14 protein-coding genes and 1 pseudogene are annotated in these 15,064 nt (G+C 68.4%); 7 read left to right on the forward strand and 8 right to left on the reverse strand.

The window, feature by feature from the left end; genetic code table 11:
- Window positions 1–99: 99 nt before the first annotated feature.
- On the forward strand, window positions 100–369 hold the full coding sequence (gene rpsT, locus N787_RS13125) for a 30S ribosomal protein S20 (RefSeq protein WP_034215061.1): 270 nt from the start codon (window positions 100–102) through the stop codon (window positions 367–369).
- A gap of 118 nt (window positions 370–487) precedes the next feature.
- On the opposite strand, the gene cgtA is transcribed toward rpsT, so the two are convergent.
- The 3 genes from cgtA to rplU all read right to left on the reverse strand — a co-directional run bounded on the left by cgtA (window position 488) and on the right by rplU (window position 2,300).
- Window positions 488–1,561 carry an Obg family GTPase CgtA gene (cgtA, locus tag N787_RS13130; RefSeq protein WP_034215063.1) on the reverse strand — a complete coding sequence of 358 codons (1,074 nt, stop codon included), beginning with the start codon at window positions 1,559–1,561 and terminating at the stop codon, window positions 488–490.
- A gap of 148 nt (window positions 1,562–1,709) precedes the next feature.
- Complete coding sequence (gene rpmA / locus N787_RS13135; protein WP_034215066.1) at window positions 1,710–1,970, reverse strand: 50S ribosomal protein L27; 261 nt, start codon at window positions 1,968–1,970, stop codon at window positions 1,710–1,712.
- Between the two features lie 18 nt (window positions 1,971–1,988).
- A complete protein-coding gene (gene rplU / locus N787_RS13140) occupies window positions 1,989–2,300 on the reverse strand; it encodes a 50S ribosomal protein L21 (protein ID WP_034215068.1) in 312 nt (103 codons plus the stop codon).
- A 288-nt stretch (window positions 2,301–2,588) separates the two neighbouring features.
- Here rplU and uvrA point away from each other — a divergent pair, with 288 nt between their 5' ends.
- Both uvrA and N787_RS13150 read left to right on the forward strand, forming a co-directional pair.
- Window positions 2,589–5,525, forward strand: coding sequence for an excinuclease ABC subunit UvrA (gene uvrA, locus N787_RS13145; protein ID WP_034215071.1), 2,937 nt, complete (start codon window positions 2,589–2,591; stop codon window positions 5,523–5,525).
- Window positions 5,522–5,920, forward strand: coding sequence for an acyl-CoA thioesterase (locus N787_RS13150; RefSeq protein ID WP_034215075.1), 399 nt, complete (start codon window positions 5,522–5,524; stop codon window positions 5,918–5,920). The genes uvrA and N787_RS13150 overlap by 4 nt, the downstream gene beginning before the upstream one ends.
- Window positions 5,921–5,923: 3 nt before the next feature.
- Here N787_RS13150 and N787_RS13155 read toward each other — a convergent pair whose 3' ends face one another.
- Together N787_RS13155 and ltrA are read right to left on the reverse strand one after the other, a co-directional pair.
- Window positions 5,924–6,292, reverse strand: a complete 369-nt coding sequence (locus N787_RS13155; protein ID WP_169742312.1) for a copper chaperone PCu(A)C — start codon at window positions 6,290–6,292, stop codon at window positions 5,924–5,926.
- Between the two features lie 175 nt (window positions 6,293–6,467).
- Window positions 6,468–8,159, reverse strand: a complete 1,692-nt coding sequence (gene ltrA / locus N787_RS13160) for a group II intron reverse transcriptase/maturase (protein ID WP_034215081.1) — start codon at window positions 8,157–8,159, stop codon at window positions 6,468–6,470.
- Between the two features lie 911 nt (window positions 8,160–9,070).
- Here ltrA and N787_RS13165 point away from each other — a divergent pair.
- From N787_RS13165 to N787_RS14520, 3 genes are all read left to right on the forward strand, one after another.
- Window positions 9,071–10,540 (forward strand): DUF4139 domain-containing protein, encoded by a 1,470-nt coding sequence (locus N787_RS13165; RefSeq protein ID WP_034215084.1) that lies wholly within the window; start codon window positions 9,071–9,073, stop codon window positions 10,538–10,540.
- A gap of 10 nt (window positions 10,541–10,550) precedes the next feature.
- Complete coding sequence (locus N787_RS13170; protein WP_034215086.1) at window positions 10,551–11,300, forward strand: enoyl-CoA hydratase/isomerase family protein; 750 nt, start codon at window positions 10,551–10,553, stop codon at window positions 11,298–11,300.
- Window positions 11,301–11,425: 125 nt separating this feature from the next.
- Complete coding sequence (locus N787_RS14520; protein WP_052575472.1) at window positions 11,426–11,686, forward strand: hypothetical protein; 261 nt, start codon at window positions 11,426–11,428, stop codon at window positions 11,684–11,686.
- On the opposite strand, the gene N787_RS13180 is transcribed toward N787_RS14520, so the two are convergent.
- The 3 genes and pseudogenes from N787_RS13180 to N787_RS13195 form a co-directional block, all read right to left on the reverse strand.
- Entirely contained in the window at window positions 11,687–12,538 is an 852-nt protein-coding gene (locus tag N787_RS13180; protein ID WP_034215089.1) for a sulfurtransferase, read from the reverse strand.
- A pseudogene (locus tag N787_RS13185) lies at window positions 12,535–13,337 on the reverse strand (CoA pyrophosphatase). The gene N787_RS13180 and the pseudogene N787_RS13185 overlap by 4 nt, the downstream one beginning before the upstream one ends.
- A gap of 49 nt (window positions 13,338–13,386) precedes the next feature.
- A complete protein-coding gene (locus N787_RS13195; protein ID WP_034215099.1) occupies window positions 13,387–14,118 on the reverse strand; it encodes an FKBP-type peptidyl-prolyl cis-trans isomerase N-terminal domain-containing protein in 732 nt (243 codons plus the stop codon).
- A gap of 161 nt (window positions 14,119–14,279) precedes the next feature.
- Between N787_RS13195 and N787_RS13200 the strand changes: the two genes are divergently transcribed.
- Window positions 14,280–15,062 carry an enoyl-CoA hydratase-related protein gene (locus tag N787_RS13200; RefSeq protein ID WP_034215102.1) on the forward strand — a complete coding sequence of 261 codons (783 nt, stop codon included), beginning with the start codon at window positions 14,280–14,282 and terminating at the stop codon, window positions 15,060–15,062.
- Window positions 15,063–15,064 lie beyond the last annotated feature (2 nt).

A 15,064-nucleotide genomic window follows, 5' to 3' on the forward strand; every position in this document is an offset into this window, starting at 1 on the left:
ATAATTTCGGGTCTTTCCAGCTCCACCCCTGCCGGCACCCCAAATTTCCCGCCGGTTTCCAACGACCCGGCTAACAACCCTCGATTTCAGGAGCCCTCCGTGGCCAACATCAAGTCCGCCAAGAAGCGCGCCAAGCAGACCGTCGTCCGCAACGCCCGCAATGCCAGCCAGCGCTCCATGCTGCGCACCGCCGTGAAGAAGGTCATCAAGGCCCTGGAAGCCAAGGACGCCGCCGGCGCCGAAGCCGCCTTCGCGACCGCCCAGCCGATCCTGGACCGCTACTCGGCCCGTGGCCTGATCCACCGCAACAAGGCCGCCCGCCACAAGAGCCGCATCAGCGCCCACATCAAGGCCCTGAAGCAGGCCTGATCCCGCGGCGCCCCCGGGCGCCCGGCCGATCGGCGAGAAAAGGCCGGCGAAAGCCGGCCTTTTTGCTGCCTGGAATTTGTCGCGGCCGGCGGTGCCGGCGTGCTGCTGCAGGCCGGCCTCAGGCATTGCGGGACATCTCCGCGCGCGCGGCCGCGTCTTCGGCGGCCTCCAGTTCGGCGGCCTTCTTGTCGTCGAAGAACTGCTGGATCTTGAGCACGATCGGCCAGGTGCCGTCGCGGCCGATGGCCGAGGCCATGAACCACGGCTCCTTCCAGTCCAGCGCCTTCACCACGGCCTCGGCGCGCGCCTGGCGCTCGTCCTCCGGGATCAGGTCGCACTTGTTGAGCACCAGCCAGCGCGGCTTCTCGAGCATGGCCGGGTCGTACTTGCGCAGCTCGTTCTCGATCGCGCGCACCTGCTGCACCGGATCGACGCCATCGTCGAACGGGGCCATGTCAACGAGGTGCAGCAGCACGCGGGTGCGCTGCACGTGGCGCAGGAACAGGCTGCCGAGGCCGGCGCCGTCGGCCGCGCCCTCGATCAGGCCGGGGATGTCGGCGATCACGAAGCTGCGGTCCATCTCGACGCTGACCACGCCGAGGTTCGGGTACAGCGTGGTGAACGGGTAGTCGGCCACCTTCGGCGTCGCGGCCGAAACGGCGCGGATGAAGGTGGACTTGCCGGCGTTCGGGAAGCCCAGCAGGCCGACGTCGGCCAGCAGCTTAAGCTCGAGGCGGATCTCGCGCTCCTCGCCCGGGGTGCCGGTGCCGGCCTTGCGCGGCGCGCGGTTCACCGAGCTCTTGAAGTGCACGTTGCCCTTGCCGCCGACGCCGCCCTGCGCCACCAGCAGGCGGTCGCCGTGGTCGGTGAGGTCGCCGATGATCTCGTCGGTCTCGACGTTGATGACCTCGGTGCCGACCGGCACGCGGATCACCACGTCCTCGCCCGCCTTGCCGAAGGCCTGGCGGCCCATGCCGTTCTGGCCGCGCTGGGCGCGGAACTGGCGCTGGTGGCGGAAGTCGATCAGGGTGTTGAGGTTCTCGTCGGCCTCGAGCCAGACGCTGCCGCCGTTGCCGCCGTCACCGCCGTCGGGGCCGCCGAGCGGGATGAACTTCTCGCGCCGGAAGCTGATGCAGCCGTTGCCGCCGTCGCCGGCGATGACCAGGATCTGGGCTTCATCTACGAATTTCACTGGGTGCTTCCCGGGCGGCGGAACGGGACGTTCGCCGCGATTGTGGGCCGTCCGCGCCGCGCCGTGAAGGGCGCGGGCCGGGACCGGCAGGATACTGAAACGAAAAGCCCCGCCGAAGCGGGGCCCTTCAGGCGGTGCCGGGCGGGGTTCAGGCCGCCGGGACCACGCTCACGGTGCGACGCTTGTTCGGACCCTTGACCGAGAAGTCGACCACGCCGTCCACCAGGGCGAACAGGGTGTGGTCGCGGCCGAGGCCGACGCCCATGCCCGGGTGGAACTCGGTGCCACGCTGGCGGACGATGATGTTGCCCGCTTCGATGGCCTGGCCGCCGTAGATCTTGACGCCCAGGTACTTCGGGTTCGAATCGCGGCCGTTGCGGGACGAGCCTACGCCTTTTTTCTGTGCCATGACGTTATCTCCTCGGGCTTAGCCGGCGATGCCGGTGATTTCGATTTCGGTGAAGTACTGCCGGTGGCCCATCTGCTTGCGATGGTGCTTGCGGCGGCGGAACTTGACGATGCGGACCTTGTCGAGGCGGCCGTGCGACTTGATGGTCGCGGTGACCTTGGCGCCGGCGACGGTCGGGGTGCCGACGGTGACCTTGTCACCATTGCCCACCATCAGGACGCTTTCGATGTCGAAGGACTTGCCTTCTTCGAGGTCGAGCTTCTCGACCTTCAGGGTCTCGCCCTGCATCACGCGGTACTGTTTACCGCCGGTAACGATGACTGCGTACATGACCGGGATTCCTCTGTAGTTATTTTGACCAATGCCTGCCCGCGGTCAACGGACAGAAGCGGAATTATGGTCAAAAACCCCTTTCCGGTCAAACCTTTCGATGAAAAGCGGTACCGGGTTCATTTTCTCCCGCCGGTGAGACGCAGTCTCATTGGCGGGAGAAAATGAACCCGGCACCGCTTTTTGCTGCTAAGCCCTTGATGGGCTTGGGGGAACGGGGAGTCACGGTGTGCCGACGGCGGGCTGGTAGACTGCCGGGTTCCTCCCTCCGGAGCCGCCCCCAGGCGCATGGACACGATCCGCATCCGCGGTGCCCGCACCCACAACCTCAAGAACATCGACCTGGACCTGCCCCGGGACAAGCTGATCGTGATCACCGGCCTGTCCGGATCCGGCAAGTCCTCCCTGGCCTTCGACACCATCTACGCCGAGGGCCAGCGCCGCTACGTCGAGTCGCTCTCGGCCTACGCCCGGCAGTTCCTCAGCGTGATGGAAAAGCCCGACGTGGACCACATCGAGGGCCTGTCCCCGGCCATCTCGATCGAGCAGAAGTCCACCTCGCACAACCCGCGCTCGACCGTCGGCACCATCACCGAGATCTACGACTACCTGCGCCTGCTGTTCGCCCGCGTCGGCAGCCCGCGCTGCCCGGACCACCACTACCCGCTCGAGGCCCAGACCGTCGGCCAGATGGTGGACCAGGTGCTGGCCCTGCCCGCCGAGCGCCGCTACATGCTGCTGGCCCCGGTCATCCGCGACCGCAAGGGCGAGCACGCCCAGGTCTTCGACCAGCTGCGCGCCCAGGGCTTCGTGCGGGTGCGGGTGAACGGCGTGCTGCACGAGCTCGACGCCGTGCCCACCCTCGCCCTGCGCCAGAAGCACACGATCGAAGCCGTGATCGACCGCTTCAAGCCGCGCGAGGACCTCAAGCAGCGCCTGGCCGAAAGCTTCGAAACCGCGCTCAAGCTCGGCGACGGCCTGGCCCAGGTCCAGGACCTGGATGACGAAAGCGCCCCGCCGCTGCTTTTCTCGTCCAAGTTCAGCTGCCCGGTCTGCGACTACGCCCTGCCCGAGCTCGAGCCGCGCCTGTTCTCGTTCAACTCGCCGATGGGCGCCTGCCCCACCTGCGATGGCCTGGGCATCACCCAATTCTTCGATCCCGCGCGCGTGGTCGTGCACCCGGAGCTCAGCCTCGCCGCCGGCGCCGTGCGCGGCTGGGACCGCCGCAATGCCTACTACTTCCAGCTGATCGCCTCGCTGGCCAAGCACTACGGCTTCGACCCCGACACCCAGTGGCAGGAGCTGGCCGAACAGGTGCGCCAGGCCGTGCTGTACGGCAGCGGCGACGAGATCGTCACCTTCACCTACCTCACCGAATCCGGCGGCCGCACCCAGCGCAAGCACGCCTTCGAAGGCATCCTGCCCAACCTCGAGCGCCGCTACCGCGAGACCGAGTCGCAGGTGGTGAAGGAGGAGCTGGCCAAGTTCATCTCCGACCGCCCCTGCCCGGACTGCGGCGGCGCGCGCCTGAACCGATCCGCCCGCAACGTGCTCGTGGCCGACCGCAACCTCTCGCAGCTGACCCAGCTGCCGGTGGACGAGTCGCTGGAGTTCTTCTCGCACCTGAGCCTGGCCGGCTGGCGCGGCGAGATCGCCGCCAAGATCGTCAAGGAAATCCGCGACCGCCTGCGCTTCCTGGTCGACGTCGGCCTCGACTACCTCACGCTCGAGCGCAAGGCCGACTCGCTCTCCGGCGGCGAAGCGCAGCGCATCCGCCTGGCCAGCCAGATCGGCGCCGGCCTGGTCGGCGTGATGTACGTGCTCGACGAGCCGTCGATCGGCCTGCACCAGCGCGACAACGAGCGCCTGCTCGGCACCCTCACCCGCCTGCGCGACCTCGGCAACACCGTGATCGTGGTCGAGCACGACGAGGACGCCATCCGCCTCGCCGACCACATCGTCGACATCGGCCCCGGCGCCGGCGTGCACGGCGGCGAAGTCATCGCCCAAGGCAGCTACGAGGACGTGCTGAAGGCCCCGCGCTCGATCACCGGCGCCTTCCTTTCCGGCCGCCGACGGATCGAGATCCCGAAGCAGCGCCACAAGCCCAACCCGAAGATGATGCTGCGGCTGCTCGGCGCCAGCGGCAACAACCTCAAGGACGTGGACCTGTCGATCCCGGCCGGCCTGTTCACCTGCATCACCGGCGTGTCGGGCTCGGGCAAGTCCACGCTGATCAACGACACGCTCTACCACCTGGCCGCGAACGAGCTCAACGGCGCCTCGCACACGCCGGCGCCGTATCGCGAGCTGCAGGGCATGGACCTGTTCGACAAGGTCGTGGACATCGACCAGAGCCCGATCGGCCGCACGCCGCGCTCGAACCCGGCCACCTACACCGGCCTGTTCACGCCGCTGCGCGAGCTGTTCGCGCAGGTGCCGGAGGCGCGCGCCCGCGGCTACTCGCCGGGCCGCTTCAGCTTCAACGTGCGCGGCGGCCGCTGCGAGGCCTGCCAGGGCGACGGCCTGATCAAGGTCGAGATGCACTTCCTGCCCGACGTGTACGTGCCCTGCGACGTCTGCCACGGCAAGCGCTACAACCGCGAGACGCTCGAGATCCGCTACAAGGGCTACACCATCCACGACGTGGTGGAGATGACGGTCGAGGACGCGCTCAGGCTGTTCGAGCCGGTGCCCACCCTAGCGCGCAAGCTCGAGACCCTGGTGGACGTCGGCCTGAGCTACATCAAGCTCGGCCAGTCGGCTACGACGCTGTCGGGCGGCGAGGCCCAGCGCGTGAAGCTGTCGAAGGAGCTCAGCCGCCGCGACACCGGCCGCACGCTCTACATCCTCGACGAGCCCACCACCGGCCTGCACTTCCACGACATCGAGCACCTGCTGGCGGTGCTGCACAAGCTGCGCGACGACGGCAACACCATCGTCGTGATCGAGCACAACCTCGACGTGATCAAGACCGCCGACTGGGTCATCGACCTGGGCCCGGAGGGCGGCCACCGCGGCGGCCGGATCCTGGCCGAAGGCACGCCGGAGCAGATCGCCGGCGTCGCTGCCTCGCACACCGGCCGCTTCCTGGCCAAGATGCTGGCGCCCGACGCGGTGCTGCCGACGAAGAAGGCCGCCACCCCCAAGCCCACCGGCCTGCCGCCCCGCGCGGCCGCGAAGAAATCCGCGCCGGCCAGGAAGACTCCCAGGAAGAGCGCATGAACCCGACCGTCCACACCCTCGACATCGAGTCGCGCTGGCGCGACATGGACGCGTTCAACCACGTCAACAACGCCAGCTACCTCGGCTACATCGAGGAAGCGCGCGTGCGCTGGTTCAAGTCGCTGTCCAGCGACTGGGCCGGCGAGACCTCGGCGCCGGTGATGGCCTCGGTGACGGTGAACTACCGCCGCCCGGCGCACTGGCCGGAGACGCTGCGGATCGAACTGTTCGCCGAGCGCGTGGGCGGCAAGAGCCTCACGCTCGGCCACCGCATCCTGTCGGCGGCCGATCCGTCCATCGTGTACTGCGACGGCCACACCGTGCTGGTCTGGATCGAACGCAGCGGCCAGTCGGTGCCGCTGCCGGACAACGTGCGCGCCGCCTGCGGCGGCTGAGCCTCAGGGCGCCGCGGGCGCCTCGCGCCGCACCGGGAATTCCGCGAACACGCGCCGCCCGTCCGCCAGCACCAGGCGGATGCGCGCGACGTCGCCCCCGGCCAGCGGCCGCAGCGGACGCATCAGCATCAGGTGCAGCCCGCCCGGCTCGAAGCGCAGCACGTCGCCGGGCGCGACAACCAGTTTTCCCGCCGACCGCATCCGGCTGACGCCGTCCTCGACCACGGTGCGGTGGATCATCGGCATGCCGAAGTCCTTGCTTTCGACGCCGGCCACCTCGACCGCCGCCTCGCAGGGATTGCGCAGCACCAGGTAGCCGGCCAGCGACGTGGCGCCGGGCGGCGCGGCGCGCACCCACGGCGATTCGATCACCGGCGTGCAGTCCGGCGTGGCCCCAACGGCGGCTGAAGCCGACAGGACTGCCATTAACCCCAGGGCAAGGCGCAGTGCGTGTCGGGTGGGAGGGCTCATTTGCATGAGCCCTCCCCCCTAAGAACCGTACGTGCGAGTTTCCCCGCATACGGCTCAAGCCTGTGATAAGCCTTCGTTAGAAGGCCGGCTTCACTATCTTCAAACCAAGCTGGTGAACACGGGTATGGCATATGGGATGCAATAGTACGCGATTGATCAGACTGTCTGAACCACCCTCCACCCTAGGGATGAGGTGGTGGTCGTGCCAGCCGGTTTCTCGCGTAATCGCCCCTTCACACAGCGCACACCGACCGAACTGCGAGCGATACAAGCTCATCCACTCCTTTCGGCGACGCATGCTGTTCAGCATGCGTGCCTGATGAAGCGTCTCACCGTACAACTCATCGGCCGGGTCGAAGGGGTTGTAGCTACCCTTGACCTTTTTATGGCGCCGGATCGGCGTCTCGGGCAGCTTGTACAAAGCCAACCGAACCTTGCGACCATCCGCCTTGTTCACTGTGGTGGCGAACACCCAGCTCCGAAAGCCTTCTGACCGGAAATACCGCTTCCTCAGCCAGGCAACCTTCTTGCCGGGATGCCGCCGCTTGACCCACCGCCAGATCGCCCTGAACAACAGATGATCCATGCGGCTGAACGCCTCCTTCGCGACCACGGGGCAGTGGTAGTTGGCCCAACCCCGCAACAACGGATTCAACAGGCGGATCAACGTCTCCTGCCGAACCGTTTTGTGGCTGCTGATAGCCTCCTTGACCTTGCGATAGAACGCTTCCGCGTTCTTCTTGCTCGGCTTGATGAGCAGAGTCCCCGAGTATTTCCGGAAGTTCCACCCCAGGAAGTCGAACCCGTCGTCTATGGTGACGATGCGCGTTTTCTCCGGAGCCAGCTGAAGTCCCCGTTGTTGCAGGAACCCAACCACCCACGGCTTCACTTCATTCTCAAGCAGCTCTTGCGAGATACCGGTGATCACGAAGTCATCCGCATACCGCACCACATTGATTTTCAGGTTCTTGGCTTTCGTCCTGCCCAGCTTTGCACCGAGGTGCGCAACCAGACCCGACTCCAGCCCATTCAGCGCCATGTTCGCCAGCGTGGGACTGATAATCCCACCCTGAGGCGTACCGGCCTCGCTTGCCTGCAACATTCCTTTGTAGATCACGCCAGCTTTCAGCCACTTCCGAAGCACCGCGGTGTCCATCGGGACATTGCGGAGCAGCCAGTCGTGGTTGATGTGGTCGAAGCACCCCTTGATGTCCGCCTCCAGCACCCAGCGAGCAGAAGTCCGCCGGGACATGGTGATGAACAGCTGGCCTATGGCGTCATGCGTCGAACGATTTCGCCGAAAGCCGTAGCTGTTCGGATCACTCGTTGACTCTGAGACCGGTTCCAGCGCCAACAGGTGGAGCGCTTGCATGGCCCGATCCAACATCGTCGGGATACCCAGCGGACGCTCTTTCCCATTGGCTTTCGGAATGAAAACGCGACGTAACGGCTTTGGCCGGTACCCGCGCCGCTCCAACTTACCAACTGCTTCCATGCGCTTTTCAGGTGTATTCCACAGCTCACGATCGACACCACTGGTCCGTGAACCCTGGTTTTCAGTCACTCGCCGCACGGCCAATGCCTTGCCGCAGAACGAGCGGGTCAGCAAGCGTTGCAGGACTTTCACCCGCCGCCACTTGCCTTCCTGTGTTGCCTTCGTGATTCGAGTCTGTATTCCTCGGACGTTCCTCTCGACCAGACGCCAATCAATGGCGTGCCAGCTTTGCGGCGCGTCGGAGCGTGCAGACTCTTGAGAGAGTACTTCCATGCTTCGCTCCTTCCAGACACCCGGACGACGACGCACGAAAGCCCCTTGGGGCAATGCGCCCCGTCAGGGAGTAGTGATACGGACCCGAGGTGCAGGTCCGCGTGGTAGAGGTCAATCAGTCAGAACACGATTCCAGACCAGCCGAAAGTGGGCTTATCCGCGCCATTACAGCGGGGCGTTTGCTTTCTTCGGCCTCCCTTACCCGCACTCCTAACAGCGTTCCTTGCGGTCGGCCTGCCTGACGGCAGGAGGGCGGGCTTACCACGTTCCTCGCGAGTCACACGACTGAGGCAGGGTCTGTCTATTCGCCGGTGGTCTTTATCGGTGACGCACCCCGTCCATGAAGCGGGATGACCGACCACGAAATACGCGTTCAGCAGCTTGCGTATCGCCATAGTTACGACGTTTATCGACAGTTCAGATTTCTTACCCGTTTCAGCCAGTCCGGCCTCTCATCCAGCCTGCTGCTGCCAGAATCTGCGCAAAACCTCACGGCCTTGGCGCACCAAAAAGGGAGACTTATTCAAGCGGGCTTCGCACCCCTCCGTTGCCGGAAACGCACGCCGCTCTAGACTACCGATGGTCACGCATCGGGTCTCACTTCCCGTCATCCAGACGGGTGAGACAATGACTCACGAAGCACGAGCTCGTGATGTTGGTGGATAACTGCATTGCGCAGAAATCGCTTATTTTTGCGGGTCAACAGCAGGGCTGCGGGGAAATTCCATGCACCCCGAACCTCACCGTTGCGGTGTGGTCAGAAAGTACTTTCCCAACCTCACTCGCAAATTTTTAGTAGAAACGTACCGCTAGTGTGGACGGTTTAAGCCCCGTCGGTGCTAGAGCGATCACGAGCTCTCGTGTCGCACTCATGGGCCTATGATAATCCCACGCGCCTCAAGGAGTTGTTGATGAAACGCACCCTGCTCGCCGCCGCCATCACCCTGGCCACCGCCACCGCCGCGCACGCCGCCGACACCCGCCTGACCGTCTACAGCGGCGACTACGATGCCGTGGTGCAGTCCGACGCCCAGCCAGGCGGCCCCGGCTACGCGCTGGTGGCCTCCAGCCTGCGCTACGAGCTGGCCAGCGGCAGCAACCCCGTGTCGCTTGGCGGCCTGCCCGCCGCACTCGACGCCAGCTCGGTGCGACTGCGCCCGCAGGGCGACGCCCAGGTGCGCAGCCAGCGCTTCGACTTCGCGCTCGCCGGCCAGGACGACCTGCTGCGCCGCGCGCTCGGCCAGACCGTCACGGTCGAGCAGTCCGTCGGCGATGCCCGGCAGTCGTACACGGGCGTGCTGCTGGCGGCCGGCAACGGACTCACCCTGCGCCTGCCCGACGGCCGGGTGAAGGTGCTGGCCAACTATTCGAACTTCGAACTGCCGCGCCTGCCCGCCGGCCTGGTGAGCGAGCCCACGCTGAGCTGGGAGCTCGTCGCCAACCGCGCCGGCCGGCAGGCCTTCGACCTCGGCTACGCCACGGCCGGCCTGGCCTGGCGCGCCGACTACCAGGTGGACGTCGCCGGCGGCGCGCGCGCCTGCCGCATGGATCTCGAAGGCGCCGCGATGGTGGCCAACCGCGCCGGCGCCGACTTCAACGGCGTGGCGCTGACGCTGGTGGCCGGCGAACCGAACCGCACCCAGGCGTCGGGCCCGCGCATGGCCAAGGCCTATCGCACCGAAGTGATGATGGACGCGATGGCGCCCGCCGCGCCCGAGCCGCAGGCGTCCGGCGAGTACCACGCCTACCGCATCCCGGGCAGCGCCGACCTGCCGCAGGGCAGCGTGCAGCGCATCCCGCTGCTGCCCCCGGCGCGCGGCGTCGCCTGTGAGCGCCATTACGAAACCCGGGCGCCGATCGGCACCTGGCGCCCGCCGCAGCCGATGATCGACGCCAATTTCAACGCGGTCGAAGGCGAGCAGCCGGTCATCGCCAGCCTGGGCTTCACCAACGCCAAGGCCGCCGGGCTGGGCGCGCCGCTGCCGGCGGGCCGTGTGCGCGTGTTCGACGGCGGCAACCTGCTCGGCGAGGCGATGCTGGGCCACACGCCCGCCAACGCGGAGGTCGAGCTCGCGCTGGGCACCGTGTTCGACCTCACCGCCGAGCGCAAGCGCGAGGCATTCAGCGTCGACCGCGCCGGCCGCCAGATGGAGGAACGCATCAGCGTCGTCGTCCGCAACGCGAAGGCCGAGGCCGCCACCGTGCGCATCCACGAGGCGATGCCGCGCTGGAGTGACTGGGACATCACCAGCACCAGCGTGCAGCCCGGCGAACGCGACGCCCAGTCCGCATGGTTCGACCTGCCGGTGCCGGCCAACGGCGAGGCGCGCCTGACCTACACGGTGCGGTATCGTTGGGCCCCCGACGTACGCATCGACTGAAGGCCCGGCCATGATCGAACTCCACCGCCACGGACCCATCCACGAGATCCGGCTGGCCCGCCCGCCGGTCAACGCGCTGACGCCGGAACTTCTGGCCGCGCTGCGCACCGCGGTGCAGGCGGCGCCGGCCGACGGTGCCCGCGCCATCATCCTCACCGGCGGCAGCAAGGTGTTCTCGGGCGGCATGGACGTGCCGCACCTGATGGGCCTGGACCGCGCCGCGCTCGGACCGGGCTGGGCCTCGCTGTTCGCCGCCGCGCGCGCGATCGCCAACTGCCCGGTGCCGGTGGTGGCCGCGATCGGCGGCCACAGCCCGGCCGGCGGCTGCGTGCTGGCGCTGTGCTGCGACTACCGCATCATGGCCCGCGGCCCCTTCCGCATCGGCCTGAACGAAGTGCAGGTCGGTCTGGTCGCGCCCGACGCCATCCAGCACCTGATGCGCCGCGTGGTGGGCCCGTATCGCGCCGAGCGCCTGCTGGTGTCCGGTGCGCTGGTGGAATCGGAGATGGCGCAGGCCATCGGCCTGGTCGACGAACTCACCGACGCCGAACACGTCCTGGTGCGCGCCAGGCACTGGCTCGAGGAGCTGCTGGCGCTGCCGTCCGCCGCGATGCTGGCCACGCGCCGCATCGCCCGCGCCGACCTGGTGGCCGCGCTGGAGGGCTTCGACGACCGCCAGCTCGACGGCTTCATCGACGCCTGGTACGCCCCCGACACGCAGGCCGCCCTGCAGGCGCTGGTGGCCCGGCTGAAGAAGTGAGCGCGCGGCCGTCATCCCGCTGGCTGTGGCTGGCCGCCTGCCTTTGGCTGGTGGCCTGCGCGAAGCCGGTGCCGGTGGACTACGCCAACTAAGTCGGCCACTGGCGCGGCGACGGCACCCTGCTGGTGATCCGCGCCGACGGCCACGCCGACTACGAACGCGTGACCGGCAAATCGCGACTGAGCATCGAGGGCGCCTGCCACTCGTTCACCGAGCGCGGCTTCAAGATCGGGATGGGGCTGCTCAGCGCCAGCTTCGAAGTGAGCCAGCCGCCGCGGCGGGTCGATGGCCGCTGGCGGATGACGGTGGACGGCGTCGAGCTCACCCGCGTGGACATCCTGCCGGTGGTGCCCGCCCGCGGAGCGGACGACAGCCTCCGGCTCTGATCAGCCGCCGGTGGCCACCGGCCGCGCGCGATCGCTGACCCAGCCGCTCCACGACGGCGCATAGAGACGCGCCCCCGGCAATCCGGCGTGCGCCATCGCCAGCGCGTTGTGGCAGGCGGTCACGCCCGAGCCGCAGGACAGCACGACCTCGGACGCGGCGCGCCCGCCCAGCAGCGCCTTGAATTCAGCGGCAAGCACGTCCGCGGGCTTGAAACGACCGCCGGCAAGATTCGCGCCGAAGGGGCGGTTGAGCGCGCCCGGGATGTGTCCCGCCACGGGATCCAGCGGCTCGACGTCGCCGCGGAAACGCTCGGGCGCGCGCGCATCCAGCAGCCAGCCCGCGGGATCGGCGAGGCGCGCGACGATTTCGTCGGTGCCGACGATCTGGCGAGCGTCGAATTCCGCCGCGTACCGGCCGGGCGTGGGCGGCACTACCTCGGCAGACACCGGCAGGCCCTGCGCGGTCCACGCCGCGAACCCGCCATCGAGCACCGCCACCCGCGCGTGCCCGCACAGCCGCATCAGCCACCAGAAGCGCGCCGCCGCCATCGCGCCGTCGCCGGCGTCGTAGGCCACGACCTGGTGCGCGGGCGTGATCCCCAGGCGCACCAGCAGCGCACCGAACGCCGACGCCGCCGGCAGCGGGTGGCGGCCGAGCGCGGGCGGCTTGCCGTGGTCGCTGAGGTCGCGGTCGAGGTGGGCGTGCGCGGCGCCGGGAAGGTGCGATTCGCGCCAGGCGCGCTCGCCCCCGTCGGCGTCGGCGAGCGAATGCCGGCAGTCCACCACGACCAGGTCGGCGCGGCCGAGCTCGGCCGCCAGCGCTTCGGGCGAGACCAGGGTTTGCCAGTTCACGCCGCCTGCTCCAGGCGCTGGCGGAAATTGACCAGCATCGCGGCGGTGGCGCCCCAGATGCGGTGGCCTTCGTAGCGGTACTCGAGCAGGCGGCGGCGACGGCCCTGCCAGTCCACTTCGAGTTCATGCACGTTGGCCGGATCGAGCAGGAAGCCCAGCGGCACTTCGAAGGCTTCCGCGACTTCGGACGGATCCACGACCGGCTGGTAGTCATCGCCCACCGTCGCCACCACCGGATAGACGTGGAAGCCGGTGATGGTCACGAAGGGATCGAGGTAGCCCAGCGGCGACGAGTGCGAGGAGGCCAGCCCGACTTCCTCTTGCGCTTCGCGCAGGGCGGCGGCGACCGGATCGGTGTCGCTGGCTTCGATGCGCCCGCCGGGGAAACTCACCTGCCCCGCGTGCAGCCTCAGCGCTTCGGTGCGGCGGGTCAGCAGCACGCGCGGGCCGGCGGGGCGCTGCACCAAGGCCACCAGCACGGCGGCCAGGCGCAGGGGCACGTCCAGCGGCAGCAGGTCGGCGAGTTCGGCGTGGTTCCAGCCGGGCCCGGACGGGGGCTGGTCGAGCGGATGCAGCGCGCGGGGCAGGCGTTCGAACGGATCGAACGGCGGGCTCACACCCGTTGCGCCTCGCGACGCGGCAGGACGACATCCATGAGCTGCAGGCGCTCGTCGTCGTTCATCTGCGACCAGCGCGCGATCTCGGCGCTGGTGCGGTGGCAGCCTTCGCACAGGCCTTGGGCATCCAGGGAACAGATCCCGACGCAAGGGCTGAGGACGGCGCGGAAAGGGGTTTGCATGCAGGCGACGCCAGTCCGCCGCGCCCCGGGGGCGCGGCGGACCGCGGGATTACTTGATGCCAACCAGCTTGATGTCGAGGATCAGGGCCTGGCCCGGACCCAGCGGGCGCGGGTTGTCGCCGAAGGCCTTGTTCGGCGGCACGAACACTTCCCAGCGCGAACCGGTCGGCATCATCATCATCGCCTCGCGACCACCCTCGATCGGGAACTGCGAAAGCTCGAACGAAGCCGGCTGCGGGTTCGGGTTGTTCTGGGCGTAGGTGTTGAAGAACTCCTGGCCCGTGGTGATCGAACCGCGGTAGTGCACCTGCACCGTGCTGTTGGCCGTCGGCTTCGGGCCGGTGCCGGTCTCGATGATGCGGTACTGCACGCCGCTCGGCAGGGTCACGACGCCGGTCTTGGTGCGGTTCGCGGCCAGGAAGGCCTCGGACTTGGCGCGGTTTTCGCGCGCGGCGGTCTCGAGCTCGGCGCGCATCTTGGCGCCCATGCGCTGCTGCAGGCCGGCCAGCTGCGCTTCCATCTGCGGCTGCGGGTAGGCGGCCGGCTTCTTGGCATAGCCGTCCTGGATCGCGCGGATCACGGCGTTGATGTCGATGTCGTTACCCAGCTGGGCGAGGCCGGCACCCTGGTCGTAACCGACGGCGTAGCTGAGGACGGCCTTGTCCAGCGGCGCCGGCGCGGGGGCCTGCTGCTGGGCGGGGGCCGGGGCGGTCTGGGCAACGGCGACGCCGGCTCCGAGACCAAGGGCCGCCAGGGAGGCAGCCAACAGACGCAACTTCATCAGGAAATCTCCGGTGGTGGAAAGGGGGCGCTGTGGCGTCCCAAAGGCCGCGCTAGGATATCCCCCGCACGGCTGAACCGCTACTGACACGGGCCAGTCGCCCTCGTCCGACCCGCGCGGACGCCAAGAGTTCCCTGAATCCCCGCCCGAACGGAGCCCCCATGACCTTCCGCAACCTGCTCGTCGAGGACGCCGGCGCCGTCCGCCGGATCACGCTCAACCGCCCCGACAAGCTCAACGCCCTGAACCACGAGACCCTGTCCGAACTGCACGAGGCCTTCGCCGCCGCCGCGGGCGACGCCGCCGTCCGGGTGGTGGTGCTGACCGGCGCCGGCCCCAAGGCCTTCGTCGCCGGCGCCGACATCGCCGAGATGAACGGCCTGACCCCGGCCCAGGCGCGCGACTTCTCCCGCCATGGCCAGCGCCTGATGAGCCGCATCGAGCAGCTGGGCAAGCCCGTGGTGGCGATGGTGAATGGCTTCGCGCTCGGCGGTGGCCTGGAGCTGGCGATGGCCTGCCACCTGCGCATCGCCGCCGACACCGCCAAGGTCGGCCAGCCCGAGATCAACCTCGGCCTGGTGCCTGGCTTCGGCGGCACCCAGCGCCTGTTGCGCCTGGCCGGCCGGTCGGCCGCGCTGGAGCTGTGCCTGCTGGGCCAGCCGATCGACGCCGCCCGCGCCGCGGCCCTCGGCATCCTGACCCGCGTGGTGCCGGCCGCCGAGCTCGAGGCCGAGACGATGAAAGTGGCGAACCAACTGGCCAACGCCGCGCCGCAGGCACTGCGCGGCATCCTGGACGCGGTGCTGGTCGGCGGCGAAGCCGCGCTCGACGCCGGCCTCGAGTTCGAAACCCAGGTGTTCGCGGTCACCTTCAGCACCGAGGACATGAAGGAAGGCACCAGCGCCTTCCTCGCCCGCCGCAGCCCGACCTTCAGCGGCCGCTGAGG

This window comes from Arenimonas metalli CF5-1, from assembly GCF_000747155.1.
Classification (GTDB): Bacteria; Pseudomonadota; Gammaproteobacteria; order Xanthomonadales; family Xanthomonadaceae; genus Arenimonas; species Arenimonas metalli.

Bases quoted from the DNA above. Each gene is read 5' to 3' on its own strand.
- N787_RS13165 (WP_034215084.1), top strand. From the start codon at position 9,071: ATGAAACGCACCCTGCTCGCCGCCGCCATCACCCTGGCCACCGCCACC.
- N787_RS13170 (WP_034215086.1), top strand. From the start codon at position 10,551: ATGATCGAACTCCACCGCCACGGACCCATCCACGAGATCCGGCTGGCC.
- rpmA (WP_034215066.1), bottom strand. From the start codon at position 1,970: ATGGCACAGAAAAAAGGCGTAGGCTCGTCCCGCAACGGCCGCGATTCG.
- ltrA (WP_034215081.1), bottom strand. From the start codon at position 8,159: ATGGAAGTACTCTCTCAAGAGTCTGCACGCTCCGACGCGCCGCAAAGC.
- uvrA (WP_034215071.1), top strand. From the start codon at position 2,589: ATGGACACGATCCGCATCCGCGGTGCCCGCACCCACAACCTCAAGAAC.
- N787_RS13200 (WP_034215102.1), top strand. From the start codon at position 14,280: ATGACCTTCCGCAACCTGCTCGTCGAGGACGCCGGCGCCGTCCGCCGG.
- N787_RS13195 (WP_034215099.1), bottom strand. From the start codon at position 14,118: ATGAAGTTGCGTCTGTTGGCTGCCTCCCTGGCGGCCCTTGGTCTCGGA.
- rplU (WP_034215068.1), bottom strand. From the start codon at position 2,300: ATGTACGCAGTCATCGTTACCGGCGGTAAACAGTACCGCGTGATGCAG.
- N787_RS13150 (WP_034215075.1), top strand. From the start codon at position 5,522: ATGAACCCGACCGTCCACACCCTCGACATCGAGTCGCGCTGGCGCGAC.